General features: G+C 46.4%; 21 protein-coding genes and 1 pseudogene. 21 read left to right on the top strand and 1 reads right to left on the bottom strand.

The window, feature by feature from the left end; genetic code table 11:
- From IX315_RS04410 to IX315_RS04510, 21 genes and pseudogenes are all read left to right on the top strand, one after another.
- Positions 1 to 2,751, top strand: a 2,751-nt coding sequence (locus tag IX315_RS04410) for a hypothetical protein (RefSeq protein WP_211837218.1), incomplete at its 5' end; no start/stop codon positions are given.
- 116 nt (positions 2,752 to 2,867) lie between these two features.
- Positions 2,868 to 3,980, top strand: a complete 1,113-nt coding sequence (locus tag IX315_RS04415) for an OmpA family protein (protein WP_211837219.1) — start codon at positions 2,868 to 2,870, stop codon at positions 3,978 to 3,980.
- Between the two features lie 444 nt (positions 3,981 to 4,424).
- Positions 4,425 to 5,081 carry a 7-cyano-7-deazaguanine synthase QueC gene (gene queC, locus IX315_RS04420; protein WP_211635092.1) on the top strand — a complete coding sequence of 219 codons (657 nt, stop codon included), beginning with the start codon at positions 4,425 to 4,427 and terminating at the stop codon, positions 5,079 to 5,081.
- Positions 5,078 to 5,518, top strand: a complete 441-nt coding sequence (locus tag IX315_RS04425) for a 6-pyruvoyl trahydropterin synthase family protein (protein WP_211639388.1) — start codon at positions 5,078 to 5,080, stop codon at positions 5,516 to 5,518. Before queC ends, IX315_RS04425 begins: the two co-directional genes overlap by 4 nt.
- Positions 5,515 to 6,123, top strand: coding sequence for a 7-carboxy-7-deazaguanine synthase QueE (locus IX315_RS04430; RefSeq protein ID WP_211835527.1), 609 nt, complete (start codon positions 5,515 to 5,517; stop codon positions 6,121 to 6,123). The genes IX315_RS04425 and IX315_RS04430 overlap by 4 nt, the downstream gene beginning before the upstream one ends.
- A 213-nt stretch (positions 6,124 to 6,336) precedes the next feature.
- On the top strand, positions 6,337 to 7,335 hold the full coding sequence (locus IX315_RS04435) for an AAA family ATPase (protein WP_018358890.1): 999 nt from the start codon (positions 6,337 to 6,339) through the stop codon (positions 7,333 to 7,335).
- A gap of 8 nt (positions 7,336 to 7,343) precedes the next feature.
- Complete coding sequence (locus tag IX315_RS04440) at positions 7,344 to 8,216, top strand: DUF58 domain-containing protein (protein ID WP_018358891.1); 873 nt, start codon at positions 7,344 to 7,346, stop codon at positions 8,214 to 8,216.
- Positions 8,213 to 9,187, top strand: coding sequence for a hypothetical protein (locus tag IX315_RS04445; RefSeq protein ID WP_211837220.1), 975 nt, complete (start codon positions 8,213 to 8,215; stop codon positions 9,185 to 9,187). Before IX315_RS04440 ends, IX315_RS04445 begins: the two co-directional genes overlap by 4 nt.
- Complete coding sequence (locus IX315_RS04450) at positions 9,184 to 10,164, top strand: vWA domain-containing protein (protein ID WP_211642360.1); 981 nt, start codon at positions 9,184 to 9,186, stop codon at positions 10,162 to 10,164. Before IX315_RS04445 ends, IX315_RS04450 begins: the two co-directional genes overlap by 4 nt.
- On the top strand, positions 10,164 to 11,189 hold the full coding sequence (locus tag IX315_RS04455) for a vWA domain-containing protein (protein ID WP_134848842.1): 1,026 nt from the start codon (positions 10,164 to 10,166) through the stop codon (positions 11,187 to 11,189). The genes IX315_RS04450 and IX315_RS04455 overlap by 1 nt, the downstream gene beginning before the upstream one ends.
- A complete protein-coding gene (locus IX315_RS04460; RefSeq protein WP_167620579.1) occupies positions 11,189 to 11,917 on the top strand; it encodes a tetratricopeptide repeat protein in 729 nt (242 codons plus the stop codon). The genes IX315_RS04455 and IX315_RS04460 overlap by 1 nt, the downstream gene beginning before the upstream one ends.
- A complete protein-coding gene (locus IX315_RS04465) occupies positions 11,917 to 13,713 on the top strand; it encodes a BatD family protein (protein ID WP_134848843.1) in 1,797 nt (598 codons plus the stop codon). Before IX315_RS04460 ends, IX315_RS04465 begins: the two co-directional genes overlap by 1 nt.
- Positions 13,714 to 13,722: 9 nt before the next feature.
- Positions 13,723 to 14,481, top strand: a complete 759-nt coding sequence (locus IX315_RS04470; RefSeq protein WP_018358897.1) for a tetratricopeptide repeat protein — start codon at positions 13,723 to 13,725, stop codon at positions 14,479 to 14,481.
- An 11-nt stretch (positions 14,482 to 14,492) separates the two neighbouring features.
- Positions 14,493 to 15,188: a phosphatase PAP2 family protein gene (locus tag IX315_RS04475; protein ID WP_018358898.1), complete on the top strand. Its 696-nt coding sequence runs from the start codon at positions 14,493 to 14,495 to the stop codon at positions 15,186 to 15,188.
- Positions 15,189 to 15,229: 41 nt separating this feature from the next.
- On the top strand, positions 15,230 to 16,330 hold the full coding sequence (locus tag IX315_RS04480) for a phosphotransferase enzyme family protein (RefSeq protein ID WP_134848844.1): 1,101 nt from the start codon (positions 15,230 to 15,232) through the stop codon (positions 16,328 to 16,330).
- Positions 16,330 to 16,758 (top strand): diacylglycerol kinase family protein, encoded by a 429-nt coding sequence (locus IX315_RS04485; protein ID WP_134848845.1) that lies wholly within the window; start codon positions 16,330 to 16,332, stop codon positions 16,756 to 16,758. Before IX315_RS04480 ends, IX315_RS04485 begins: the two co-directional genes overlap by 1 nt.
- A complete protein-coding gene (locus IX315_RS04490; RefSeq protein ID WP_211635103.1) occupies positions 16,755 to 17,792 on the top strand; it encodes an adenosylcobinamide amidohydrolase in 1,038 nt (345 codons plus the stop codon). Before IX315_RS04485 ends, IX315_RS04490 begins: the two co-directional genes overlap by 4 nt.
- Before the next feature lie 541 nt (positions 17,793 to 18,333).
- Positions 18,334 to 18,549, top strand: coding sequence for a (4Fe-4S)-binding protein (locus tag IX315_RS04495; protein ID WP_018358230.1), 216 nt, complete (start codon positions 18,334 to 18,336; stop codon positions 18,547 to 18,549).
- Positions 18,550 to 18,643: 94 nt separating this feature from the next.
- Positions 18,644 to 18,835 (top strand): annotated as a pseudogene (locus IX315_RS09865) (GNAT family N-acetyltransferase); the annotation flags it as partial.
- A 799-nt stretch (positions 18,836 to 19,634) separates the two neighbouring features.
- Complete coding sequence (locus tag IX315_RS04505; RefSeq protein ID WP_018358233.1) at positions 19,635 to 20,501, top strand: GLPGLI family protein; 867 nt, start codon at positions 19,635 to 19,637, stop codon at positions 20,499 to 20,501.
- Positions 20,502 to 20,573: 72 nt separating this feature from the next.
- Positions 20,574 to 23,060, top strand: coding sequence for a TonB-dependent receptor (locus IX315_RS04510; RefSeq protein ID WP_211639384.1), 2,487 nt, complete (start codon positions 20,574 to 20,576; stop codon positions 23,058 to 23,060).
- Positions 23,061 to 23,083: 23 nt separating this feature from the next.
- On the opposite strand, the gene IX315_RS04515 is transcribed toward IX315_RS04510, so the two are convergent.
- On the bottom strand, positions 23,084 to 23,425 hold the full coding sequence (locus IX315_RS04515; protein ID WP_134848847.1) for a PAS domain-containing protein: 342 nt from the start codon (positions 23,423 to 23,425) through the stop codon (positions 23,084 to 23,086).
- Positions 23,426 to 23,463 lie beyond the last annotated feature (38 nt).

Genomic DNA, 23,463 nt, shown 5'->3' on the forward strand with positions numbered 1-23,463 from the left:
TCTGTGGTTAAAATCGGAGAAAACGGCAATTGGTTCATCGATGGTAGGGACACAGGTCTCCCATCCCGTGGCAAGGACGGTGCTAAGGGCGACCAAGGCGCTCCTGGCAAGGAAGGCGCTAAGGGCGACAAGGGCGACAAGGGCGACAAGGGCGACAAGGGCGACAAGGGCGCTAAGGGCGACAAGGGCGACAAGGGCGCTAAGGGCGACAAGGGCGCTAAGGGCGACAAGGGCGCTAAGGGCGACCAAGGCGCTCCTGGCAAGGACGGTGTATGGTACGAGCCAGGCACTGAGGGAGCAGAGAAGGGCTTCTGGGTGGAGGTATCTACCGATGCTGAAGGCAAAAAGGTTCGCAACGTTACTACCATAAAGTGGCTTCCAGAGGGTACAATCACTGCTATATTCAAGGATGGGGCAGTTACATTCTTCAACGTTGCTGGTGCACATGAAGGTGTTAAGATTGGTCTTGTGCCAATTACTAGCCTAGTCATCATTCCTGATGCTGTAACCAAGCAAGGATCTTTCCCTATCATTAATTTCGGCAATATTATCTATAATGGTGGTTGTGATAGTGAAAGTACTCCATCATCAGAAAGCACTATGAAGTTTAGGGTTTCTCCATCCAATGCAACTCTAGCTTCTATTGACGTAGAAAATATAGATTTTTACCTCAATTCCCCAACCCTACGCGCAGAGAAAAAGTTTATAGAAAAAGTAACGAATGTAGAGCTTAAGGATGCTATTCTTTCTGTAACTTTCAAGGTAAATAAGGAGATGGCACCTAAGGGTAATGATAAGGAGCATCAGATTCAGTTACGCCTGCCTTTTGCAAAGGAAATTAACGAAGGAACAGAAGTCCATAGCGATTGGGCAAAGGTAAACTTCACAGACATTTCGTTAGAACTTGGTCGTAGTCCTAATAACGCTATCGATGATCAGGACGAGAGCCCAGTACGTTTATACCCTAGCCTAGAAATAGCGAAGGAGAGCAGAGTTGCTTATCCTATTTATTACAACGAAAAGACTGACCTTCGTGATATTGTTAAAACCTTTGAATGGTGTGACAATGATGTCCTGAGACCATTTTCTGACAACGCTAAGTATGACTTAAACTATGTCTTTGATCTTCTTGATAATGATGGAAAGAAAATCGTCTATAAATTAGGCGACAATAAGACCGATCAGCAAGAGTTTATTGACCTTGAGAATGGTTTTGTGAGTGCACGAGTTTACGGACAAAAAGGAAACAAAGCAGCTATCGACAAAACCCCTATCGTTAGGGTTCGCCTAATGAACGGCAAATGCATTGCAGCAGCTGGATACATTAAGCTCCAATTTACTGAGGAAAAGACTCCGATTGTTAAGCCAGAAATTAAGCGCGTTGTTATTAAGCCTATTGAGAAGGATGCTAGTTGTGATGCTATCATAAGCGTTATGACTGCTAAGCAAATGAACGAGGAGTTATATCATCACGCTAATCTAAGCAAGGCAGACTTCCACGAGAAGTTCCAAATCAGGAAAAAAGTATTTGCGACCTCTCCATACACCAAGGATGGCAAGTCATATATCGTAAATACTTCAAAGGAGACAGTGGCTGATCCATCGTTCCAATGGGACTACGAGGAACGCACAGGAACCGAGCCTGTAAGATTCTATGTAACACGTCAGATGCAAGCTAAGTATGCTGGGCAAACCATCAGAGCGGTAGCGGAGATCTACGACGTAACCACCAAATTTGTACACTATGAGGTAATCTTCGACATCAAGATTGGTGTAGAGAAAGTTTATGTTCAGCGTTTCACCAATATGTGGAATGGGAATAGGGGTATGATCAATACTGAGATTCCTGCAAAGGAAAATAACAACAGTATTATGCCTAATCTGAATAGTATGTTCAAACTTGAAGGAAACACCTCTAGTTTAACTCTTCGCTATGAAGATGGTAAGGTTATCAATGATCCTTCTTATACCTATGAATACGAGTTTGATACAGAATACTATAATACAAATCGTACAGTAAAAGGAACTGATGGTAAGACTTATACTTTCGATGTAGATAAAGACAAAAAGAGCCTATTTGCTAAACTTGGCGACAAAAGGGAAAAGATTGCAACTTTAGAAAAGTTCGACGGAGATCTGAGTGACTACTTAAAGTATGAGAAGGGAAGTGAATTCGCGAAGAGAATCCTCAATGCCGAACGTGAGAATGTAGTGATAGGTCTTGTCATTAAGACAACAAAGTGCAATGGTGAGACTCCTACTGCCATTACTTCATTAAATGGTGGTCTAGAGCGAGGAAAGTTCCAAGTAGTAGTTCGTCGTCCTATCAATATGAACTCTGAGACTGATAAATACTTCATTGACGGTCGTGATAAGGGTGCAGAGAATGCTTTCTTTAATGTTGCTGAGATAGTTGAGCTTACCGACTGGAGGAACATTACCTTTACCAAGAGAACTGCAAGCCCTGAGGGTGTTAACTATTACAACTACTATGGCATTGGTACCTTCAAGATTGATGCTACTAAGATCACATATCAGGACAAAAAGGATGGTGAGAAGTTCCCTCTACAACCGACTATCCAAGTAGACTATAATGCAAGCACTGGCGTACTTAGCTATATCAACAATGATATTGCCCTTACATCTTCTATCTACCTCAATGTCCCAGTAATTATCCCTCATCAGTGGGGTGAGCTTCATGGAACATTCACAATTGAGGTAAAGCCTACTTCTGAGGCCATCAAAAAGTAATCCATCTCTAGCTGCAGCTGTTTTAAATAACAGCTGACAATTGTACAAAAGTTTCTGAGCCCGCCAAGGTATGCTTTGGCGGGCTCTCATACAAATACAAACAACTACATATAACTATGACAATTAAGAAAACAATATTGGCTCTAACGCTAGCATTAGGATCTGTAGTAGTGTATGGACAAAATGTAGACCGCAAGGTAAAGGAAACGGCAAACACTTTGTTTAATAAGCACCTATACATGCAACTACAAGGTGGGATGGCACATACTGTTGGAGAGACAAAGTTTACAGACCTCCTCTCTCCCTCAGCATCTCTCCATATTGGATATCAATTTTCACCAGGTTTTGGGGTGAGAATAGGTGCCACCGGATGGCAAGCGAAAGGGGCTTTGGTAAGCCCTAATGAGCTTTACAAATGGAATTATTTACAAGGAAGTGCTGACCTAATTTGGAACATTGTCAACAGTTTTAATTACAATCCTCACCGCACTGTAAGTCCCTACCTCTTTGCTGGAGGAGGTGCTGCAATGGGCTTCAAGAATATAGAAGCACAGAAGTTGAACAAAAGCAAGTTGCCCCTATTATGGAGCTCAAAAAAGTTGTTCTGGGTAGCTAGAGCTGGATTAGGCATCGATATTAGAGTATCTGACCATATCAGCCTAATGCTAGAAGGTAATGTAAATATGCTCCCAGACAACTTTAATTCGAAGGTTGGAGATGTACTCGACTTCCAAGCCAATGCTCTGGCTGGAATCAAGATAAATTTGGGCAAAAGTTATACAAGAACAGAGCCAGTATACTACGAACCAATATCCATTGCAAAACCAGAAGAGCCAGAGGTGAAAGAGCCAGAGGACGCACCTACGGTCAAAACAGAAGCTACTACTACTCTACGTAAGTTTCCAAACCTTCCATCGATCCACTTCGAGTTTGATAGCGATAAGATAGATGAAGTGAAGTACGAAGCTGAGTTGTCTGAAATTGTGAGTATTCTCCAAGAGTTCAAGGAGACTAAAGTAAATATCATCGGATTTACGGATCATGCTGGAAGCAACCAGTATAATGATGCCCTTTCTATGCGACGGGCAATAGCTGTGAAGAATTACCTTATTTCAAAGGGTATTACTGCGGATAGAATGAACGTCACTGGAATGGGCAAGGATCCTAAAATAGTGGGCGAAAAGGCGTTTACTATACAAGCTAGAAGAGTAGATGTGCAGAACGATTAATAGCTGAGACATAATAATTTACTTTAGAAGACTGTTGCACGAAAGCAAACTACTTCGTTGCTTTCGCACAACAGTCTCTTTACACTTACATCGGCACCGGATACGATAGTTCCGATATCTAGAGCTGATATTTTATTGATTCGAATATATCAAGAGAATGTTGCACGAAGTGCCATTCTCGCCGATTTGCAAGCAAATCGGCTGAGACGTTGCACGGTAGTGAAATACAAGGCACTGAGACTGAGGCTGAGGCTGACGGGAGCGTACTCACGTACGTGACCGAAGCCGAATATCGAAAGTAACGCAGTAGTTCGCCACCGTGCAACAGTCTCATCAAATGGGTTACTAGCTATCTTACCTATGCTCGATATGATGTTTGTCTGATTAGTTTATGAAAGTAAAGTATATAGCCAGCCATTATCTTTTTTGTAACTTTGCAGGGTTATGGATAAGAAAGGAATAATAGTTGTTTCGGGCGGTGTCGATAGTATCACGCTCCTCTACGATAAGAGAGAGGAAATAGCTCTCGCCATCACCTTTAAGTATGGGTCGAACCACCAAGACAAGGAGGTACCTTGCGCAGTCTACCACTGCCAGAAACTAGGTATCCCCCATCAGGTAATAGACCTAGATTTCGTTCGCTCTATGCAGAGCTCGCTCTTACAAGGAGCTGAAGCTATCCCCACAGGGCAATACAAAGAGGATAACATGAAGAGTACCGTGGTTCCCTTCCGAAATGGCGTGATGCTAGCGATTGCGGCAGCATTTGCAGAAGATAGGGGGCTAAACAAAGTCTTTATCGCTAACCACTTTGGCGATCACGCCATCTACCCCGACTGCACTAAGGCTTTCATAGATGGCATGAATGAAGCGATGCGCCAAGGGACTTACAATCATGTAGAGGTCTCGGCACCCTACACGGGCAAGTCTAAGGCGGAGATTGTAGCCATAGGCACCGCTCTTGGTGTAGCGTACGAACACACCTGGAGCTGCTACAAGGGGCAGGAGCTACCCTGTGGCGTCTGTGCCACCTGCCGTGAGCGCATAGAGGCATTTGAGGAGAATGGTCTCACAGACCCAGTAAAGTACCAAGAGCTATGATAAAGAAACGTATTCGTGCGGAGCGCTACCACGACATCTGCTGCGGACATAGGGTAGTGAATCATGAGAGTAAGTGTAAGCACCTCCACGGGCATAACTACCGCTTTCACTTCGCTATAGAAGCGGAGGCAGGATTGGACGAGCTCGGCAGGGTACTAGACTTCAGTGTCATCAAAGATACCCTCTGTGAGTGGCTCGAGGAGCACTGGGATCACAGGTTCCTCATCTACGACCAAGACCCCTTTCTTCCCACACTTAATGAGCTAAGCCCCGAGAGTCTAGTGGTGGTGCCTTTCAATCCTACGGCAGAAAATATTGCAGAGTATATGCTCTCCCAAATAGCACCTCCACTGCTGGCACCTTACCAGTGCAAACTTACCGAAGTGCGGATAGAGGAGACCCGCAAATGCTCTGTTACAGCACAGTTGGAAGAATGAAGGAGCGCACACTCAAGCTAGTAGAACTTTTCGAGAGCCTACAAGGCGAAGGTGGCAATACGGGCCGCCTAGTGGTCTTTGTCCGACTAACGGGCTGCAACCTCAGTTGTTCTTTTTGCGACACAGCCTACAACATGATGACTCTTGAGCTCACACCATCAGAGCTTTTGGCTAGAATCCAAACGGACTTTCCTCACTGCAAAAGTATCATATGGACAGGAGGCGAACCCACCCTCCAACTGACCCAAGAGATTGTGCAGCTATTCAAAGCATCCGGCTACTGGCAAGCCCTCGAGAGCAATGGACTAAAGGCGGCACCCTTGGGACTAGACTATATTACCCTTTCTCCTAAAGGCAACACCCGTCCTCAGGTTCTGGAGCAATACCAAAATAGGCAGGTAGGTGAAGTGCGTATCGCTATAGCTGATGGGGAGGCCTTACCAGCAATAGAGGACTTGCCCCAAGCAGAGCATTATTTTCTCTCCCCTATTTTTGATGGCGATACCATTGTCCCTGCCAATGTAAGCCACTGCGAAGCCCTTATCCGTCGCGACCCTCGCTGGTGCCTTTCCCTACAGACCCACAAACTTATCGGCATCCGATAGCCTTGTACACGCGGGGCATCTACTTTACTAGATGACCGTGCACTAACAAGCGATATGGCGCACTCCCGACTATGGAATGGGGTCTCCCGCTTTTAGCATTCTTTATTATGATAAATGGAAATATCTTAGAGATAAATGGCTATATTTGCGAGCATTGGGTGGATTAGTTGAGTAAGAAACACCGAATTTGTAAGAATATAAATTATAATATAGATGGACGAGAGCAGAGTAGATGTGAGGGCACTCACGGAACTTATTGAGCGGGAGAGCGGGTTCCTCGACCTCCTAGAGAGTGGTATGAACAAGGTGATAGTAGGACAAAAGCACCTAAGGGAGAGCCTCCTCATAGGGCTCCTCGCTGATGGTCATATCCTGCTCGAGGGTGTGCCTGGATTAGCAAAGACCCTAGCCATTAAGACCCTTTCGGATCTTATGGATGCGAAGTTTAGCCGTATCCAGTTTACGCCCGACCTTCTTCCTGCCGATGTTATCGGGACTCAGATATACAGCCAGAAGAACGAGAGCTTTAGCGTAAAGCATGGACCGATATTTGCCAATCTCGTATTGGCAGATGAGATAAACCGCGCACCAGCCAAGGTACAGAGTGCACTACTCGAGGCTATGCAGGAGCGCCAAGTAACTATTGCAGAGCAGACCTTCAAGCTCCCAAGCCCATTCCTAGTGATGGCAACACAGAACCCAATCGACCAAGAAGGAACCTACCAGCTGCCTGAGGCTCAGAGCGACCGTTTTATGCTGAAGGTCGTAGTGGGCTATCCAACCAAGGCGGAGGAGCAGCAGATTGTAGAGGCTCAGATACGTAAGCAGAAGCCTAGCGTAATGCCGGTGGTTAATACCGATCAAATACTCAAGGCGCGCGATATCGTTCACCAAGTGTATATCGACGAGAAGATACACAAGTATATCGTGGACATTGTATTTGCCACTCGCTTCCCTGCTGAAGCTGGACTACCCAACCTCCGTGGCATGATTAGCAATGGCGCTTCTCCACGTGCGTCCATCAATATAGCACTAGCAGCAAGAGCCTATGCCTTTATCAAGCACCGTGGGTTTGTAATCCCCGAGGATGTACGTGCGGTATGCCATGATGTGCTCCGACACAGGATAGCCCTTAGCTACGAGGCAGAGGCAAATAACCTAATCCCCGAGGAGATTATTAGCGAGATATTGAATAAGGTACAAGTGCCATAAAGTCGGTGATGGAGACACAAGACCTCTTACAGAAGATACGCCGTATAGAGATAAAGTCGAGGAGACTCTCCCAGAATATTTTCTCGGGAGAGTATCGCTCTGCTTTCAAGGGCAGGGGAATGTCCTTTAGCGAAGTACGAGAGTATCAAATGGGGGATGATGTGCGGGATATCGACTGGAATGTGACGGCTCGATATGCCAAGCCTTTTGTGAAGGTGTACGAAGAGGAACGTGAACTTACGATGCTACTCCTTGTGGATGTATCGGAGAGTGGTCTATTTGGCACCGCCGAGCGAACGAAGCGCCAGCTAATTGCCGAAGTGGCAGGGACGCTTGCGTTCAGCACGATTACCAACAACGACAAGGTGGGGGTTATCTTCTTTTCCGACAGAGTGGAGAAGTTTATCCCACCGGGAAAAGGAAGGAAACATGTACTACATATCCTCACCGAGATTCTTCGTCTAGAACCGAAAGGCAAGGGTACCAACCTATCCCAAGTGCTTATCTATGCTAATAATGTACAGAAAAAGCAGTGCACACTCTTTATCCTCTCCGACTTCATAGACCAGAGTGCCTATGAACAGACACTCAATGTGGTGAGCAGGAAACACCAAGTTATGGCTATGCAAGTCTACGACCCCAAAGAGACAGAGCTCCCCAATGTGGGACTACTGAGGGTGCAGGATGCAGAGAGCGGAGAGGTGACGATGATAGACAGTTCATCTAAGCGCATACGCACTATGTACCGTGAGTATTGGCAAGCGCTGACGCGCAAGATGAGCGAGGCGCTCACGAAGTACGACATCAACTTTGTGAGTAGCCCTACGAATGAGGACTATGTGCCAGCGCTGCAAAGATTATTTAATAAGAGTAGCAGGTGAGGAGTATTAGATATCATATTATAATAGGTGTGGTGGCAATGCTGGCACTAGCTGCGCCTCTTGGGCTACATGCTCAGGAGGTGAGGGTAATCCCCAAGCTAGAACGCTCCACCATACTAATAGGAGAGCAGGTGCAACTGAATGTAAGAGTTGTATACCCTAGCGACCAAGCAATGCGCCTAGTTCTGCCAGAGGACACCCTCGTGGCTGGTGTGGAGATTATAGAGAGTGTATTGGCAGACTCTGTGATTGTCAATAACCGACTCCATGAGATGATTTACAATGTAACCATTACTAGCTTCGACTCGGCCACTTATACACTGAGGAACATCAACGCACTGGTGGGGGATTCGGTCTACACAGCTACCGACGAACTTAACTTGATAGTCAACACTGTACCAATAGACCTCAGTACTTCTCCCGAACCTATGGATATCAAGGGGCAGTGGAAGCCAAAGTTTGTATGGCAAGACTATATTCTCTACCTCTATATCCTACTTGGTATTATAGCGGCACTAGTAGCGGCGTATTATCTAAGGAAGTACTTGAGAGATCGTAAGAATACTCAAGAGGTGGGGTCTGTAGTAGTGCCTCTACAGGATCCATATCAAGAGGCGATACAGAGTATCGAAGCCCTGAAGCAGCAGGAGCTGTGGGAGCATAATCAGACTAAGGAGTATTATACCCAGATGACCGATATCCTTCGTCGCTACTTGTGGCGTGTCTATTCGATAGACACTATGGATAAGACTTCGAGTGAGATACTAGAGACCTTCCGAACCAAGATAGGTAAGGATCGTATGTATCCTGAGCTAAGCAAGATACTCCAGACTGCCGATCTAGCTAAGTTCGCTAAGTACCAGCCGGATTCGAACGATAACATCAGCCTCCTATCGGCATCTGTTGCCTTTATCGAGGAACATAAACCTGCGAAAGAAGAACCGAAGAAGGAGGGAGGTGAAGAGGTATGACGTGGGCTAATCCGATATACTTTTGGCTACTCCTCCTGATTCCGCTATTCGTTTGGCTGTATATCTCGCGGGAGAAGAGTCCTGCCACTTTCACTCTTAGCTCTATTGGTGCTTTCAAGGGACGTAAAGTATCGTGGCGTACCCGCCTTAGTTGGCTCCCTTTTGCTTTGGCAATTGTAGGTTATGCTCTAGGCATTGTAGCACTGGCACGACCACAGAGTAGCGACTCATACTCTACCCAGAGCACTGAGGGTATCAACATTGTATTGGCGCTCGATATATCTGGTAGTATGTTGGCTCGCGACTTAGAGCCCAACCGTTTCGAGGCAGCGAAGCTTGTCGCTGGTGAGTTTATCAATTCACGCCCTAATGACAATATGGGGCTTGTAGTATTTGCTGGCGAAAGCTATACCCAGTGCCCACTTACTACAGACCACGCCGTACTCCTCAATATGCTGAATACTGTGGAGATGGGATTGGTCAATGACGGCACCGCCATAGGTAGTGGACTCGCAACGGCAGTGAGTAGGCTGAAAGACATCAAAGAGGGAAGTAAGGTGGTGATACTCCTGACCGACGGCACCAATAACTCGGGAACTATTGCTCCGGTGACCGCAGCCGAGATAGCAGAGAGCTTTGGTATTAGGGTCTACACGATCGGTGTGGGGACAATGGGAGAGGCGCTCTACCCTATTCAGACTATCCTTGGTATTGAGTACATGCCTATGCAGGTAGAGATAGATGAAGCGAGCCTTCAGCAAATTGCTGCGACAACAGGCGGACAATATTTCCGTGCTACAGACAATAATAGTCTGAGGGCTATCTATGCCGAGATTGACCAACTAGAGAAGACCAAGCTCAAGGTAGAGAGCTTCACACAAAAGGAAGAACACTTTCCTCCTTTCGTATGGGGCGCGTTGGCAGCGCTATTCGCTGCCCTACTACTTAGGAGTACACTATTTAGGAGGATGCCATAATGAGATTTTTACATCCATATATATTGTTCTTGCTCATTCCATTGGGAATGGTGGCTATCTACCTCTTCTGGAGGATGGCTCGCCAGAGAAAGGAGCTAAAGCGCTTTGGGGACACCGAGCTGGTTCGCCTACTGATGCCCGATTTGTCGCTACGCAGGAAGCTTGCCAAGGAGATAGTGCTATTGCTTGCTATTGCGATGTTGGTAATGACGCTCGCTCGTCCGCAGATGGGTTCTAAGAGTGAGAAGGTGGAGCGACAGGGGATAGAACTGATGGTTGCTATGGATATCTCCAACTCTATGCTCTCCAACGATGTGAAGCCTAGTCGCCTGGCGCGGGCAAAGGCTATCGTCTCCAAGATGATTGATAAGCTGGGGAATAATAAGATAGGACTCATCTTCTTCGCCGGAGATGCCTATGTACAGCTCCCTATTACGGGTGATATGATTTCTGCCAAGATGTTCCTCAACAATGCGGCACCCGATCTGATACAGATTCAAGGTACAGCACTAGAGGACGCTATTAATCTGGCTGTTCGTAGTTTCTCTAGCGACGACCAAGTGTCGAAGGCGATTGTAGTGATTACCGATGCGGAGGATCATGAGGGGAATGTAATATCGGCAGTAGAAGACGCCCGCAAGTATGGTGTACTGGTAGATATTGTTGGCGTCGGTTCTCCTGAGGGAGGACCAATCCCTATGCCCGAGGGGGGCTATCTCCAAAGCAACGAAGGGATGGTGATTACCAAGCTCAATGAACAGCTCGGCATGGAGATTGCAACAGCATCGGGGGGTATCTACGTACGGGCTAATGACGTATCCCAGACCGTGAAGCTCTTGCAGGAGAGCATAGAGAAGCTAGATCAGTCCGAGCTAGAAATGACGATATACTCAGCCTATAACGAGGTTTATTATATCCCATTGACCTTGGCACTATTGCTACTAGCGGTATACTTTGTACTGTTGGATAGGAAGAATAGATACTTCAAGAGGATTCAGCTTTTTGAGCAAAAGAATAAGAAGTAATGAGACGGTTACTACTAATCATATTTATGTTGTCGGCTCTCTCTCTCGCGGGCTATGCACAGAAGGAGGTGAGAAGCCAAGTGCGTAAGGGCAATAAGCAATTCGCCAAGGAGAGATATAGCGAGGCAGAAATCGAATACCGTAAGGCACTCGAGCTCAATCCCAATGATCCTGAGACGAATTACAACCTCGCTAACACCCTCTATCGGACAGAGCGAGGCGAAGAAGCGGGGAAGATTTATCAGGAACTGATGAAGGAGATTAAGCTAATGCCCAAGGAACGGGCAGCCGATCTCGCTCATAATGCTGGCAACCTAGCGATGAAGGCTAAGGACTACCAGAGTGCAATCGAAATGTATAAGGAGTCGCTCCGTAGGCGTCCTACCGACGAAGAGACGCGCTACAACCTCGCACTGGCTCAGAAACTACTAGAGCAACAACAGCAGCAAGGCGGTGGCGGTGACGATAATCAGCAACAGCAAGATGACCAGCAGAAACAGCAGGACGACCAACAGCAAGATCAGCAACAGCAACAACAGCCTCAGGAGCAAAACGATCAGCAGAATAAGGAACAACAGCAGCAAACGCAAAGTCAGCGCATGAGCCAAGACAATGCTGAGAAGATACTTAATGCGTATATCCAGGACGAAAAGGATACACAGCGCAAGGTAGAGCAGATGAAGCAACAACAGCAACAGGGGAGAAAGTCGAGACCTAAGAATTGGTAATGATGAGTAGAGCACAACGATATATCCTAGCAACCCTCTTCCTCCTAGTCGGTACTCTGGCGTGGGGACAAGATAAGGTAATTTTTGAGGTAGAAGTACCCAGTCACATCATAGCGGGCAAGCCTTTCAAGGTAGAGCTAATGGTCAATGCCTCGGCAAAAGATGCCAAGCTCGCTACGCCACAAGGGCTACAGCTCTTATATGGTCCGGCAATTAGCTCAACCACTAGTATGAGGATTGTCAATGGCAAGCGTTCATCAAGCAGATCCACGATATTTACCTACACCTTCTTAGCAGAGAAGGAGGGCAACTACGTTATACCCGAGGCATCTGTAGTGGTAGATGGCTCCACCTATAGAAGCGCTTCAAGGCGTATCAAGGTCTTTGGTGCAGAAGCAGTCGCCGAGGATATGCCGACAGAGAGCGGAAGCATCTCTAGCCAGGATTTATATATAGTAGCGACTCCGAGCAAGCAGAGAGTATACGAGCAGGAGGCGATAACCATCAATTACAAGCTCTATTCGAGGCTCGAGAACCCACAGTTTACCAACATCACCTTTCCCGACTACGAAGGCTTCGTGCAGTATGTCCAAAACGATGGGAGCAACGCTCAGTTCCAAGCCGAACAAGTCAATGGGAAGCTATATTACACTGCCACCTTCCACTCTGTAGTTCTCTACCCACAGAGAGCAGGCAAACTAACTATTAAGCCTGCCGAGTTCGAGATGTTGGTAAATATGCCTATCTCCAATCCCCAAAGGAGTATCTTCGACGCCTTCTTCGATAACTTCCAACAAGTTTCCAAGCAACTACGTACCAAGCCAATTACAATAGATGTACAGGCACTCCCTAGCCCCAAGCCCGAAGGTTTCAATGGCGCTGTAGGGCAGTTTACCCTCTCCTCTGAGATCCCCACTAAAGTACTCAAGACCAATGAGAGCTTCACAATGAAGCTCCTCCTAGAGGGGTATGGCAATATCAAGCTCGCACAAATTCCTGAGCCCAAGTTGCCCGAAGGCTTTGAGACCTACGACCCCAAGGAGACTGACGATACAGAGGTGAGCGGAGGGCAAACCCGTGGCAGCAAGAGTATGGAGTATTTCGCTGTACCACGCCATGTAGGGGACTTCGTGATACCTGCGTTCCCTTTTAGCTACTTTGACCCAGCTAAGGGCTCCTACCAGACCATTACAATACCCGAAGTAAAGCTCCACATAGACAAGGGGGATAATTCCGAAGCGATAACCACCACTGGAGGCGCCAATAGAGAGGATGTAAAGTACATAGATAGGGATATCCGTTACCTCAAGAGCGGCAATACCACCACGCCTCTAAACAGAGCACAGTGGCACAATGCATGGTGGTTCTACCTCCTCGTGATAGTGCTACTTATTGGTGCTATTGCAGTAGATAGAAAGCTAGAAGCAGACAATGCGGACACCGCTTCAAATCGTAGCCGAAAGGCAGGTAAAACAGCGCAGAAATACCTCAAGATAGCAAGCAAGATGAGAAGTAAGGGCGAAGCCTCGGCATACTACGAGGCACTCCTCAAGGGTCTTAGCGACTACCTGAGCGCTAAGTTCCATATCCCTCTCTCGGAGCTTTCCAAAGACAATATCCGAACAACGATGACCCGTCTCGGTGTCAGTAGTGAACTTACAGAGGAGGCAATAAACACCCTCTCCGCACTTGAGATAGCGCGCTATACGCCTAGCGAGAGCGAAGATCGCGTAGAGCTATACGACCGAGCTACAGAGGTTATTGAGGGGATACAGAAGACCAAACTAAAGAGATAAGCGACGACTATGCGACGACTACTATTATATACTCTATTAGTGCTCTTGGCAGTACCAACCTCTTTCGCCTCTACCATGGACGAAGGGATTGCTGCCTATCAGGAGACCAACTACTCCAAGGCAATCGAGCTATTTACCCAAGCACTCTCACAAGAGGGTGTTACTGCCGAGGGGTATTATAATCTCGCTTCGGCATACTATAAGAATGGAGATATGGGGCTCGCTGTGCTCAACTTCAATAGGGCCTACCGCATAGATCCTTCTGACCGAGACACTCGTTTCAATCTCCAGTTTGTCTCTTCCCAGATTACCGACAAGATGGAGGAGACCCCCAAGCTATTCATCAGCCGATGGTTCGATGCCGTATCACATTGGTTTAGTCTGACCACATGGAACCTTCTGAGTGCCCTCTTTATCCTCCTGGTAGCCATAGGTATCTTCCTATATTTCAGAGGACGAAGCACCACGGCACGTAGAGTAGGATTCTATGGTGGTATCACAGCGCTCCTACTCACCTTGCTCGTCAATATCATTGCCTATCGCTCCTACCATTTCGCCCATGAGGCAAAGGAAGCTATCCTGCTGAGCAGTATCATTACCATCAAGAGCTCGCCCGATGCCTCTGCCAAGGATATCGCAGTCGTACATGAAGGGCTCAAGGTAGAGACACTACAGAGCCTATCGGGATATACCGAGGTACGTCTCCCCGATGGCACCATAGGGTGGATTCCTATGGGCTCGTATGAACTAATCAATAACTTCGACTAAGGGACTAAGGTATGGTAGAATCTCTCGTTGGCATAGAGAAGGATTTATTTCTCTTCCTCAATGGTTTACATACTACCTACTTGGATAGCGTGATGTTTATCATCTCTGATCGCTGGCCATGGATAATCTTCACGCTACTCTTCCTTACCCTCATGTCGGCAGGACAGAAGCGGAGCGAGGTGCTTCTATTTATCTTAGGTATCGGCATGGTCATCTTTCTAGCCGACGGCACCTCTTCCGGAATCATCAAAGAGATATTCCAGCGCCTCCGACCCACACACCACCCCATCACCAAGGATTTAGTACAGACCGTACTTGGGCACCGAGGCGGAGGGTATGGTTTTGTCTCAGGGCATAGTGCCAACTTCTTTGCCTTCGCCCTCTTCTCCTCCCTCGTGATTCGTCATCGCCTATACACCATAGCCGCCTTTGTCACCGCCGCTACCATCGCGTACTCACGCATATATCTCGGCATGCACTTTGTGACAGACGTCATCCCAGGACTACTCTTAGGGCTCCTTTGTGGTTGGCTAAGCTATTGGCTCTACCAGCAAGCCCGTGTCACCTTCTTGCACATAGACAAGCGAGAGAGCACAAGGAGCTACCTACGTACCCCTGAGCATAGACGATTAGTTGCCCTATTTATGGTTGTGTTTTACATCCTTATATGGGTTACAGCACCATTTTTCTTTAGGTTCTATAGCTAACAACCATTAGCATATCCATAATGTAAGAAAGCAACAAAGTTATGCAGTATCAAACCCAATTAAGTGCACTCTCCCAGTTCCCAATCGCAGAGGAGGTCCTCGAACTCCAGCCTATTGGCAATGGTCACATCAATGACACCTTTGGTGTCACTGTCCAGACCCCTCAAGGACCACAGCTTAAGTACGTTCTTCAGAGAGTCAATGACAGCATCTTCCAAGATGTAGACACCCTACAGTCCAACATCTTTGAGGTGACTGCCCATATCCGTCGCAAGCTAGAGCAGAAAGGGCAAAGCGATATCGACCGCCATGTCCTCACCTTCTTCAAGACCACAGATGGTCATACCTACGTTCGCCAAGACGGTTCTGTTTGGCGACTTTGCCTTTTCATCGAGGGCAGTAAGAGCTACGACGCGGTCACACCACAGCTAGCCTACGAAGCGGGAAAGGCGTTTGGCGACTTCCATACCATGCTTTCCGACATCCCAGAAGGCAAACTCGGCGAGACCATCCCCGACTTTCACAACATGACGTTCCGCCTCCAGCAGTTACGTGATGCAGTAGCTGAGAATAAGGCTGGCAGACTTTCGGAAGTCCAAGAGCTAGTGAATCAACTCCTAAAGCGTGCCGAGCAGATGACCATCCAAGATCGTCTTTATGCCGAGGGAAAGCTCCAGAAGCGTACCAATCACTGTGATACCAAAGTCAATAACATCCTATTCGACGAGCAGACCGACAAAGTTCTATGCGTGATAGACCTCGACACCGTGATGCCTGGATTTGTGCTCTCCGATATTGGTGACTTTATCCGCACAGCCGTCAATACTGGTGCGGAGGACGACCAAGACCTCCAGAACATACAGGTCAATATGGAGATTTTCCAAGCATATACCCGTGGGTATATGGAGGAGGCGCAGAAGTTCCTTACCCCACTAGAGATATCACTCCTCCCCTATGGTGGGCGTCTACTCACTTATATGCAGACCGTCCGTTTCCTCACCGACTATCTCAATGGTGATACCTACTACAAGACCCACATGCCAAAGCATAATCTGATTCGCAGTATTGCTCAGTATGAATTTCTCCTCCGCCTTGAGGAAAAGAGGGAAGAGATGGACGCATTTATGCAGGAGTGGCTCTAATGAATCCCAAATCAGCCCCCCAACCTCCTAAGGATGGCTCCGACAAGACTCATGGTTCCCCTTTTAGGGAGCAGGGTGTGCTTAAACGACTAAGGAAGAGTTTCCGCTGCGCCTTTAGAGGCGTGCGGGAACTCTTTTTGCATACTCCCAACGCCCGTATCCACCTCATTGCCACCATCGCGGTTATAGGGGCTGGTCTCTACTTCGGAGTCTCTCGCATGGAGTGGTGCGTACTCGTCATCTGTATTCTACTTGTGCTCTCACTCGAAGCCATCAATAGTGCACTCGAAGCCCTTGCCGACCAAGTCACTACCAACTACGCCCCTCTCATTCGCGATGCTAAAGACCTCGCTGCTGGAGCTGTCTTGATAGCGGCCATAGGATCGGCTATTATAGGGTTAGCTATCTTCATTCCCTACATCTTATGAGGTCGGCCACAGGAGATACCATCTCCATTACCCACCAGGCAATTATCGTACACTTGGCTGGGCTACGCGATGTGGTTAGTAGCGCTGCCCACAATGGCGGTAGCCGGAAAGACCTCACCCACCTCTACAATTACACCTATGCCCACTCTCCTCTTGTACAGAATAAGGTGGTATGCAAAATGGAGAGCCCAAACCTCCAAAGCCACTACGCTCGCCTTACTCAAGAGCTGGGGCTACCAGTGGAGACAACAGCTGGCATGGGGACAGCTGCACTCCTCGAAGATGCGGCACTATGCACTAGCTCCTTTGAGAATATCCACCTCAGCACCATCGTCACAGCAGGAGTAGACCATAATGGCGGACGTGCTGGCGACCCTCCCTCATACGACGAGTTTACAGGAGAGAATCTACCGCCATCTGGCACCATCAATATCATGCTTTTCATCGATGCCCACCTACCAGCAGGCACCGCTGTCCAAGCTATTATTACCGCCACAGAGGCCAAGAGTGCAGCACTCCAAGAGCTACAAGCAGGCAGCCTGTATTCCAGCGGTATTGCTACTGGCTCGGGCACCGATACGATTATGGTGGTGACACGCCCCGATGCCTCCGACACCCTGTACGATGCAGGGCACCATTCTCGGCTGGGTTCTACCATCGGGCAATTGGTAAAACAAGCCGTAAAGCAAGCTCTAGGGCACCACGATAATGGTATGACCCCCTCCCGACAAGCTAGTTTACTCTGGCAAGGTTTCCGCCATGGTATCACCTTGGCAAGCCTCTCTTCTGAATCCCAACGCCTTTATGGAGACCTTCCAGGCCACCTCCAGGTAGAGCAAATACTTAAAGACCCACAGATACTCGCCTACTGTGCCCCCTTGCTCCACCTCCGCGACCAATACGATTGGGGTATCCTCAACGAAAAACAGTTTGCCACCGTTTACCGCCAATACCTCCACCACTTCTGCCAAGCCTACCAACTCCCTATCACGGACAACCTCCTCTCTGCGCTCGCCCACCTCAACCACAGATAGTCCCTACCTCCTATTCAGGAAATCTCTGACCATACATCTCCAAATTGTACTCAGGAGAGCACCCACAGCGGCTCGCGCAACTAGAGAAATTTATTTCTAGGAATAAATTTATTTTTCTGTACAAATAAAAATATTTATCTCTAGGAAAAGTTTTATTTGTTCCTAGGAATAAATTTGGCTACTATGGCTACCTCCGTTGTGCGCTCGCCAGAGGCACAAACAATAGGAAACGTATTCAATGATCATATAGGATTAACGGGGAATAATTTTGGGCGTATAGCTCAAAAAATATACACAGGTCGAGCGATGCGATAACCTGTGTAAGGGATGGTTTCCACATCCCACGACCTTTTCGTGTTTAGCAAAAACTCTTTCTTGGCATCGAGTGTTATAGAATAAAGGAACCCTCTATGGGACAATAGTGTAGTCATAGTAGGATTTTTGTTAGTATCAAAAAGCGTTATATTTGTGTGAGTCGTAGGTGCTTAATGCTGCATGAGCGCTAAGTGCCAGATTTCTAATACAAAAAAAGAGAGATAATATGGGAAAAGTAAAAGAGTACAAAAACGATGAGATAACTGTGTACTGGGATGCGGAGATATGCCAGCATGCGGGCAAGTGTGTAGCGGGGTCAGCCGCGTTTAACGTAAAAGCCCGCCCTTGGATTGACTTATCTAAGGATAGTTCTGAAAACCTAATGAGAGTAATTGACTCCTGTCCTTCAGGGGCATTAAAGTATAAGAAGAATAACGAGTAAGACCGATTATGGTAGAGATTGTATTTGAGAGCGACAACAAAAGAGCCACAGCCTATGACGAAGGCAAATTCGTTGGTGAGAGTACCTTTCAGCATCACAGAACCTCTGGATTATCGACCACACGTTGGTAGAGGAAGAATATGGAGGTCAGGAGATAGCTACAAGATTAGTCGAAAAGATCGTCCAAGAAGCTAGAGCCCAAGGGATAAAGATAATTCCTCTTTGCCCTTTTGCGAAGAGAGAGTTCGATCATAAAGAGGAGTACAGAGATGTCTTAGCAAGATAATCATCCGTAATACCACAAAGAGCTCAGTACCAACGTGCACCCAATAGATCTTAAGGCCTAGCTAAGAAATACTAGTATGTCCAAAATGTGAACACTATTTAGAGCATTAGAGTCTTGTATATAGCCCCTTATATTTTGATCTTTTTATATACTTCCATAAGTCTTCCTACAGAAGTTCCGCAGAGAACTTTTAGCACTTCCTCAAAAGAGGATAAGACTCAATTCTACACAGATTTATTTAGTGAAAGAGGAAAACGAATGCAAATACTGAAGATGCTACATAGGAGCATTGGCTTTTGAGGTAGTCATACTTAGGTCACTGCGAAATATTTTTTATTGCAGAGCCCTTGCATATCTATAATTTTTGTTACATTTGCGAAGAAGTTCTGAGTACTGATTCAGGCGCTTCATTTTTTATTAACCCATTTATAACAAAAAGTATAAAACGACTACTATTACTAGGAGCAACATCATTATTGTTTGCGTTGAATTCAGGTGGGACACCCTCGACAGAAAACAACGTCATTAAAGTAGAGACATCATGTGGAGAGGAGACTTAGCTATTTATCGAAAAAGGGACTGAAATAGATCAAGTTCTTGAAGATGTCAAAGCAATAGAAGAGTTCCTTTGTGGGGAAGACAAAGTGCAGTAACCTAGACCGTAATCTTATTGCGCTTGTGATGTATAGCTGAGTCACAGACTCTGCTTGTAAAGTAATTAGCCCCATCGTATTTGATTGTTTCAAAGATAAAAGATTCGATGGGACATTTATAGTAGCTTTAATCTCCATACATAAATATGATTAACAATAGAAGTTATCTAATATTACTCGTCGCCTTATTCCTGTCTTGTGGGACTGCTTCTGCACAAAATATCGATGCCCCCTGGCTAACGAGGAAGAAACTAGAGTCAACACCCATAACCATTCATGACAAGAGCCACTTGCGGGTCTTTTATCAGCTATTCTATAGACCTGACCATAATGCTAAAGATGTCAAAAAAGAGGTGCTCACCACCTTGCTGGTAGGAGATAAGGCTCTTATGTATGAGGACTACAATAGTCTCAGAGAGGACTCATTAATGAGTGCCTATGTGAAGCAAGGCAAAACAGTTGGAGAATTCATGGAAGCTGCTATGCCGCTTAAGGTTAAGTATAAGGATAAGGTCATTATTCTACTAGACAAGAGCAAAATAGTATATGCACTCAATTCTGTACCCTTTAATAAGTACTATTATGAGGAAGCTATTCCCAACTTTGACTGGCAACTCCTAGATGAGACCAAGACTATTTCAGGCTTGAAGTGTCAGAAAGCCAAGATGAGTTTTAGGGGCAGAGATTATGAGGCTTGGTACAGCACTGAGGTTGCCCTGCCTTACGGACCCTATAAGTTTGGCGGACTACCAGGGCTGATCGTGGAGATTTATGATATCGATATGGATTATCAATTCACTTTGGTAAAGATAGAACAGGGGGACTTAGGCGATGAGATAGGGATGAATTATGAGAATAATAGACTCATCAAGACCTCAAGAGTCAACGCCATGAAGGCTCTAGAAAATTATAGGAACAATCCAAGTAAAACGATGTCTCAAAGGGTAAAGACCGTGGATGGCAAACCTGCGAAGGTCAAGACATTACCACACAATCCTATTGAGCTAGAGTAAAATTAATTTTTCGTGCTACGATTCATTCAATTACTCCTCTGTCTGGTACCGATTGTTGCTTCAGCGCAAAGCGTGAAACTGCAAGTTATCGTATCAGAAGCAGTAACTAATGCGCCCATAGCATCGGCTATCGTAACAAGCTATGATAACAATGGGAAACAATTGGGCTATCACCTGACCAATACCTCTGGTATAGCCGACCTTATGCTCTTACCACAAGTGCACACAATCAGAATCCGAAAGATGGGCTACAAAGAAAGAGAGGTAGCTCTATCGGATATACACAAAGGCATACTCCGGATAACCTTAGAGGAAAAGACCGAACTACTGCCTGAATTTGTCTTTCGCATTCCTGCAATAGAGCGAAAAAGCGACACGATTGTCTACAATGCAAGTTCCTTTATCTCCACTCAAGACACTTACTTGCGTGATCTACTAGAGAAACTTCCTGGAGTGCGCATCAATGAGAGCGGTATTGTTTACTATCAAGGAGAACCTATCAAGAGGTTTTATATTGAAGGCAAAGACTTGCTCGGAAGCCAATATGCCCAAGCTACCAATAACTTATCGGCGGATGTGGTCTCCAAGGTAGAGGTATTAGAGCATCATCAAGATGTAAAGATACTACAAGGCATAGTACCAGAAGAGCGTAGCTCTATGAATATCATCCTCAAGGACTCCTATAAGGTGCGACCATTTGGCTACCTTGAAGGGGGAATGGGATATAAACCAACCCTCTACGAAGCCAAGGCGAATGCTACGAAAATAAGTAAATCACCATTGCAGTACTATATTTTTGGTTCGGTGGACAATTACAATGCCGAAAATGCCGATGCCTCTCTAAGTCTCAATGTCTCCGAACTCAATAGCCTGATACCTCAAAAAGGCAAGCTGTCATCCACGGGCATAGGAGGAAAGCCCATTGGGACTAAGTACTATGCCAGCAATAAGAGTTGGCAAGCCTCTGCCAATGGTCTTTTGAGCTTTTCCGAAGACGCACAGTTGAGAATCAATGTAAAAGGGAACAACGACTGGATAGGGGCAGAAGAGCAGCAGAGAGAGTACTACAAGGAGCTTGACGTAAGATTGGAGGAGAGGAGCAAGAACCAGACCAATCAGGTGGGATTTAAGCCGATCATTGTTTACGAACTTAATAGCAAACAAATACACTTGAGCAATAAGCTCATGTCAGATATCGGTAGGAATAAAGGGTTTAGACATGTGGTTGGGGATAGGAGAGAACTAAGATACACTCCAGAGAGTAGGTATTGGTGGGTGCAAAACAACCTCAATACAACTTTCCCTATCAGTAGAGAGAGGTCACATCTCGGCAATTTTTACAGCAAAGTACTCTATGGAGAGACGACAGATCATCTGGGCATAGATAAGCTTGACCACCCTCTTTTCCAAAGTGAGTGGCAAGCATCTCATGGGTTTAGCGCAGATTTTACATTGCCTATATCTGCCCGACTAGATTTGTCTGTAGACGACCATTTCTATTATCGCCGCTACCAAGTAGAGAGACTAGAGACTAGAGTATTACACAATGAACTAGAGGTCTCGCCAAGAGTGTCCCTTCTGTTCGATAGGAAGCGTGGTCATCTGAGTGTAGGAGTAGACCTCCAACATACACTACAGAACATCTCTGAAGTGGCGACTCATCTGTGGGCGCTCTCGCCTAGTCTCCGCATGAGCTATAAGGGGAGAAATGGCTGGGAATACCTCCTCAGTAGTTCATATAGAAACCATCTACCTTTGGGCAGCAGTTACTTCCCTATGGCTTATAGTCTGAGCCACAGAGTGCAGTCCATAGACTACTTAAAGAGTTACCGGACGAGACAATGGAACACTTATGCGAAGCTATCCTACAGTGACATCATCAATTATGTATTTGCCACGCTCAACCTAAGATATACGAATACCTGGAGCCCTATAGTGCGCGACATATCACTCTCTTCCGATGCTGCTACTATTATCTCCTCCTCGCTATACAAAGGGCACTCTCAGAGTGTAACTAGCGAGATTAAGCTCGATAAATCATTTAGCGACTACGGCGTTAATATCATTTTCGATGGCTCTATCAATCTTGCATCCATACCTTCCTCACTTAATAAGAACGTGACTCAAGGCTACTACCATAATTACATGGCGCAGCTTGAACTCGTATACACCCAGATTGAATGGCTTTCTCTTTCGGGGAAACTATCTTACAACTACGGACAGGCAAAGCGAGGAGAGAGGAATGGCTGGAATAAAAGTACAAAAATCAGAGGCGACATATCGGCTCTATTCTCTTTGTCCAAGCAGATGAGCTTAGCTTGGAACTATGAATGGACTCACTTCTCTCAGGAGCTCAATAGGACGCTTCCCGACTTTCACCTTATGAGTTTGTCACTAGATTGGAAGGCGAGCAAGAAGCTCAAGTTCGTGGTGGAGTGTAACAACCTATTGAATAGCAATGACTACATCATACGTACTAACACGCCCATAGAGGAGCGAACAACCCTTCTTCAACTCCGACCACGGAGCATTTTCCTTAAACTCCATTGGTCGTATTAATGTGTCATAAGGTTAGTAGAGGATTACTTCTTAGGCTGGCGTACGTAGTGAGGCATCTCTTGTGGGATAACCATGGAGAGCTCAATAAAGCCTGCATAGGCGCCATCTTGGTACCAAGGTATTTGGTAGATCAGCTTTCTACGCTCACCCTTAGTGATGGTATACACGTGTTTCTCTTCCGCCTCCATAAGGTGCTGTAGTAGGGAGCGGGCTGGTTCGGGGTGGCAATCGAGCACATTGGCACCGATGAGCGATTGCCCAGGCTTGAGGTTGACTTCCCTCGACTGCCCATTCATCTCAATAATCTTACCCTCCTTATCACAAATGGTAACGGCAATGTCTGCTTCTTCGAAATATGGTATCATATAGTACTTATTATGTATGTGATTAAATGTATAGTGCA

Origin of the sequence: Porphyromonas levii (assembly GCF_018206105.1) — a bacterium.
In the GTDB taxonomy this organism is placed as follows: domain Bacteria; phylum Bacteroidota; class Bacteroidia; order Bacteroidales; family Porphyromonadaceae; genus Porphyromonas_A; species Porphyromonas_A levii.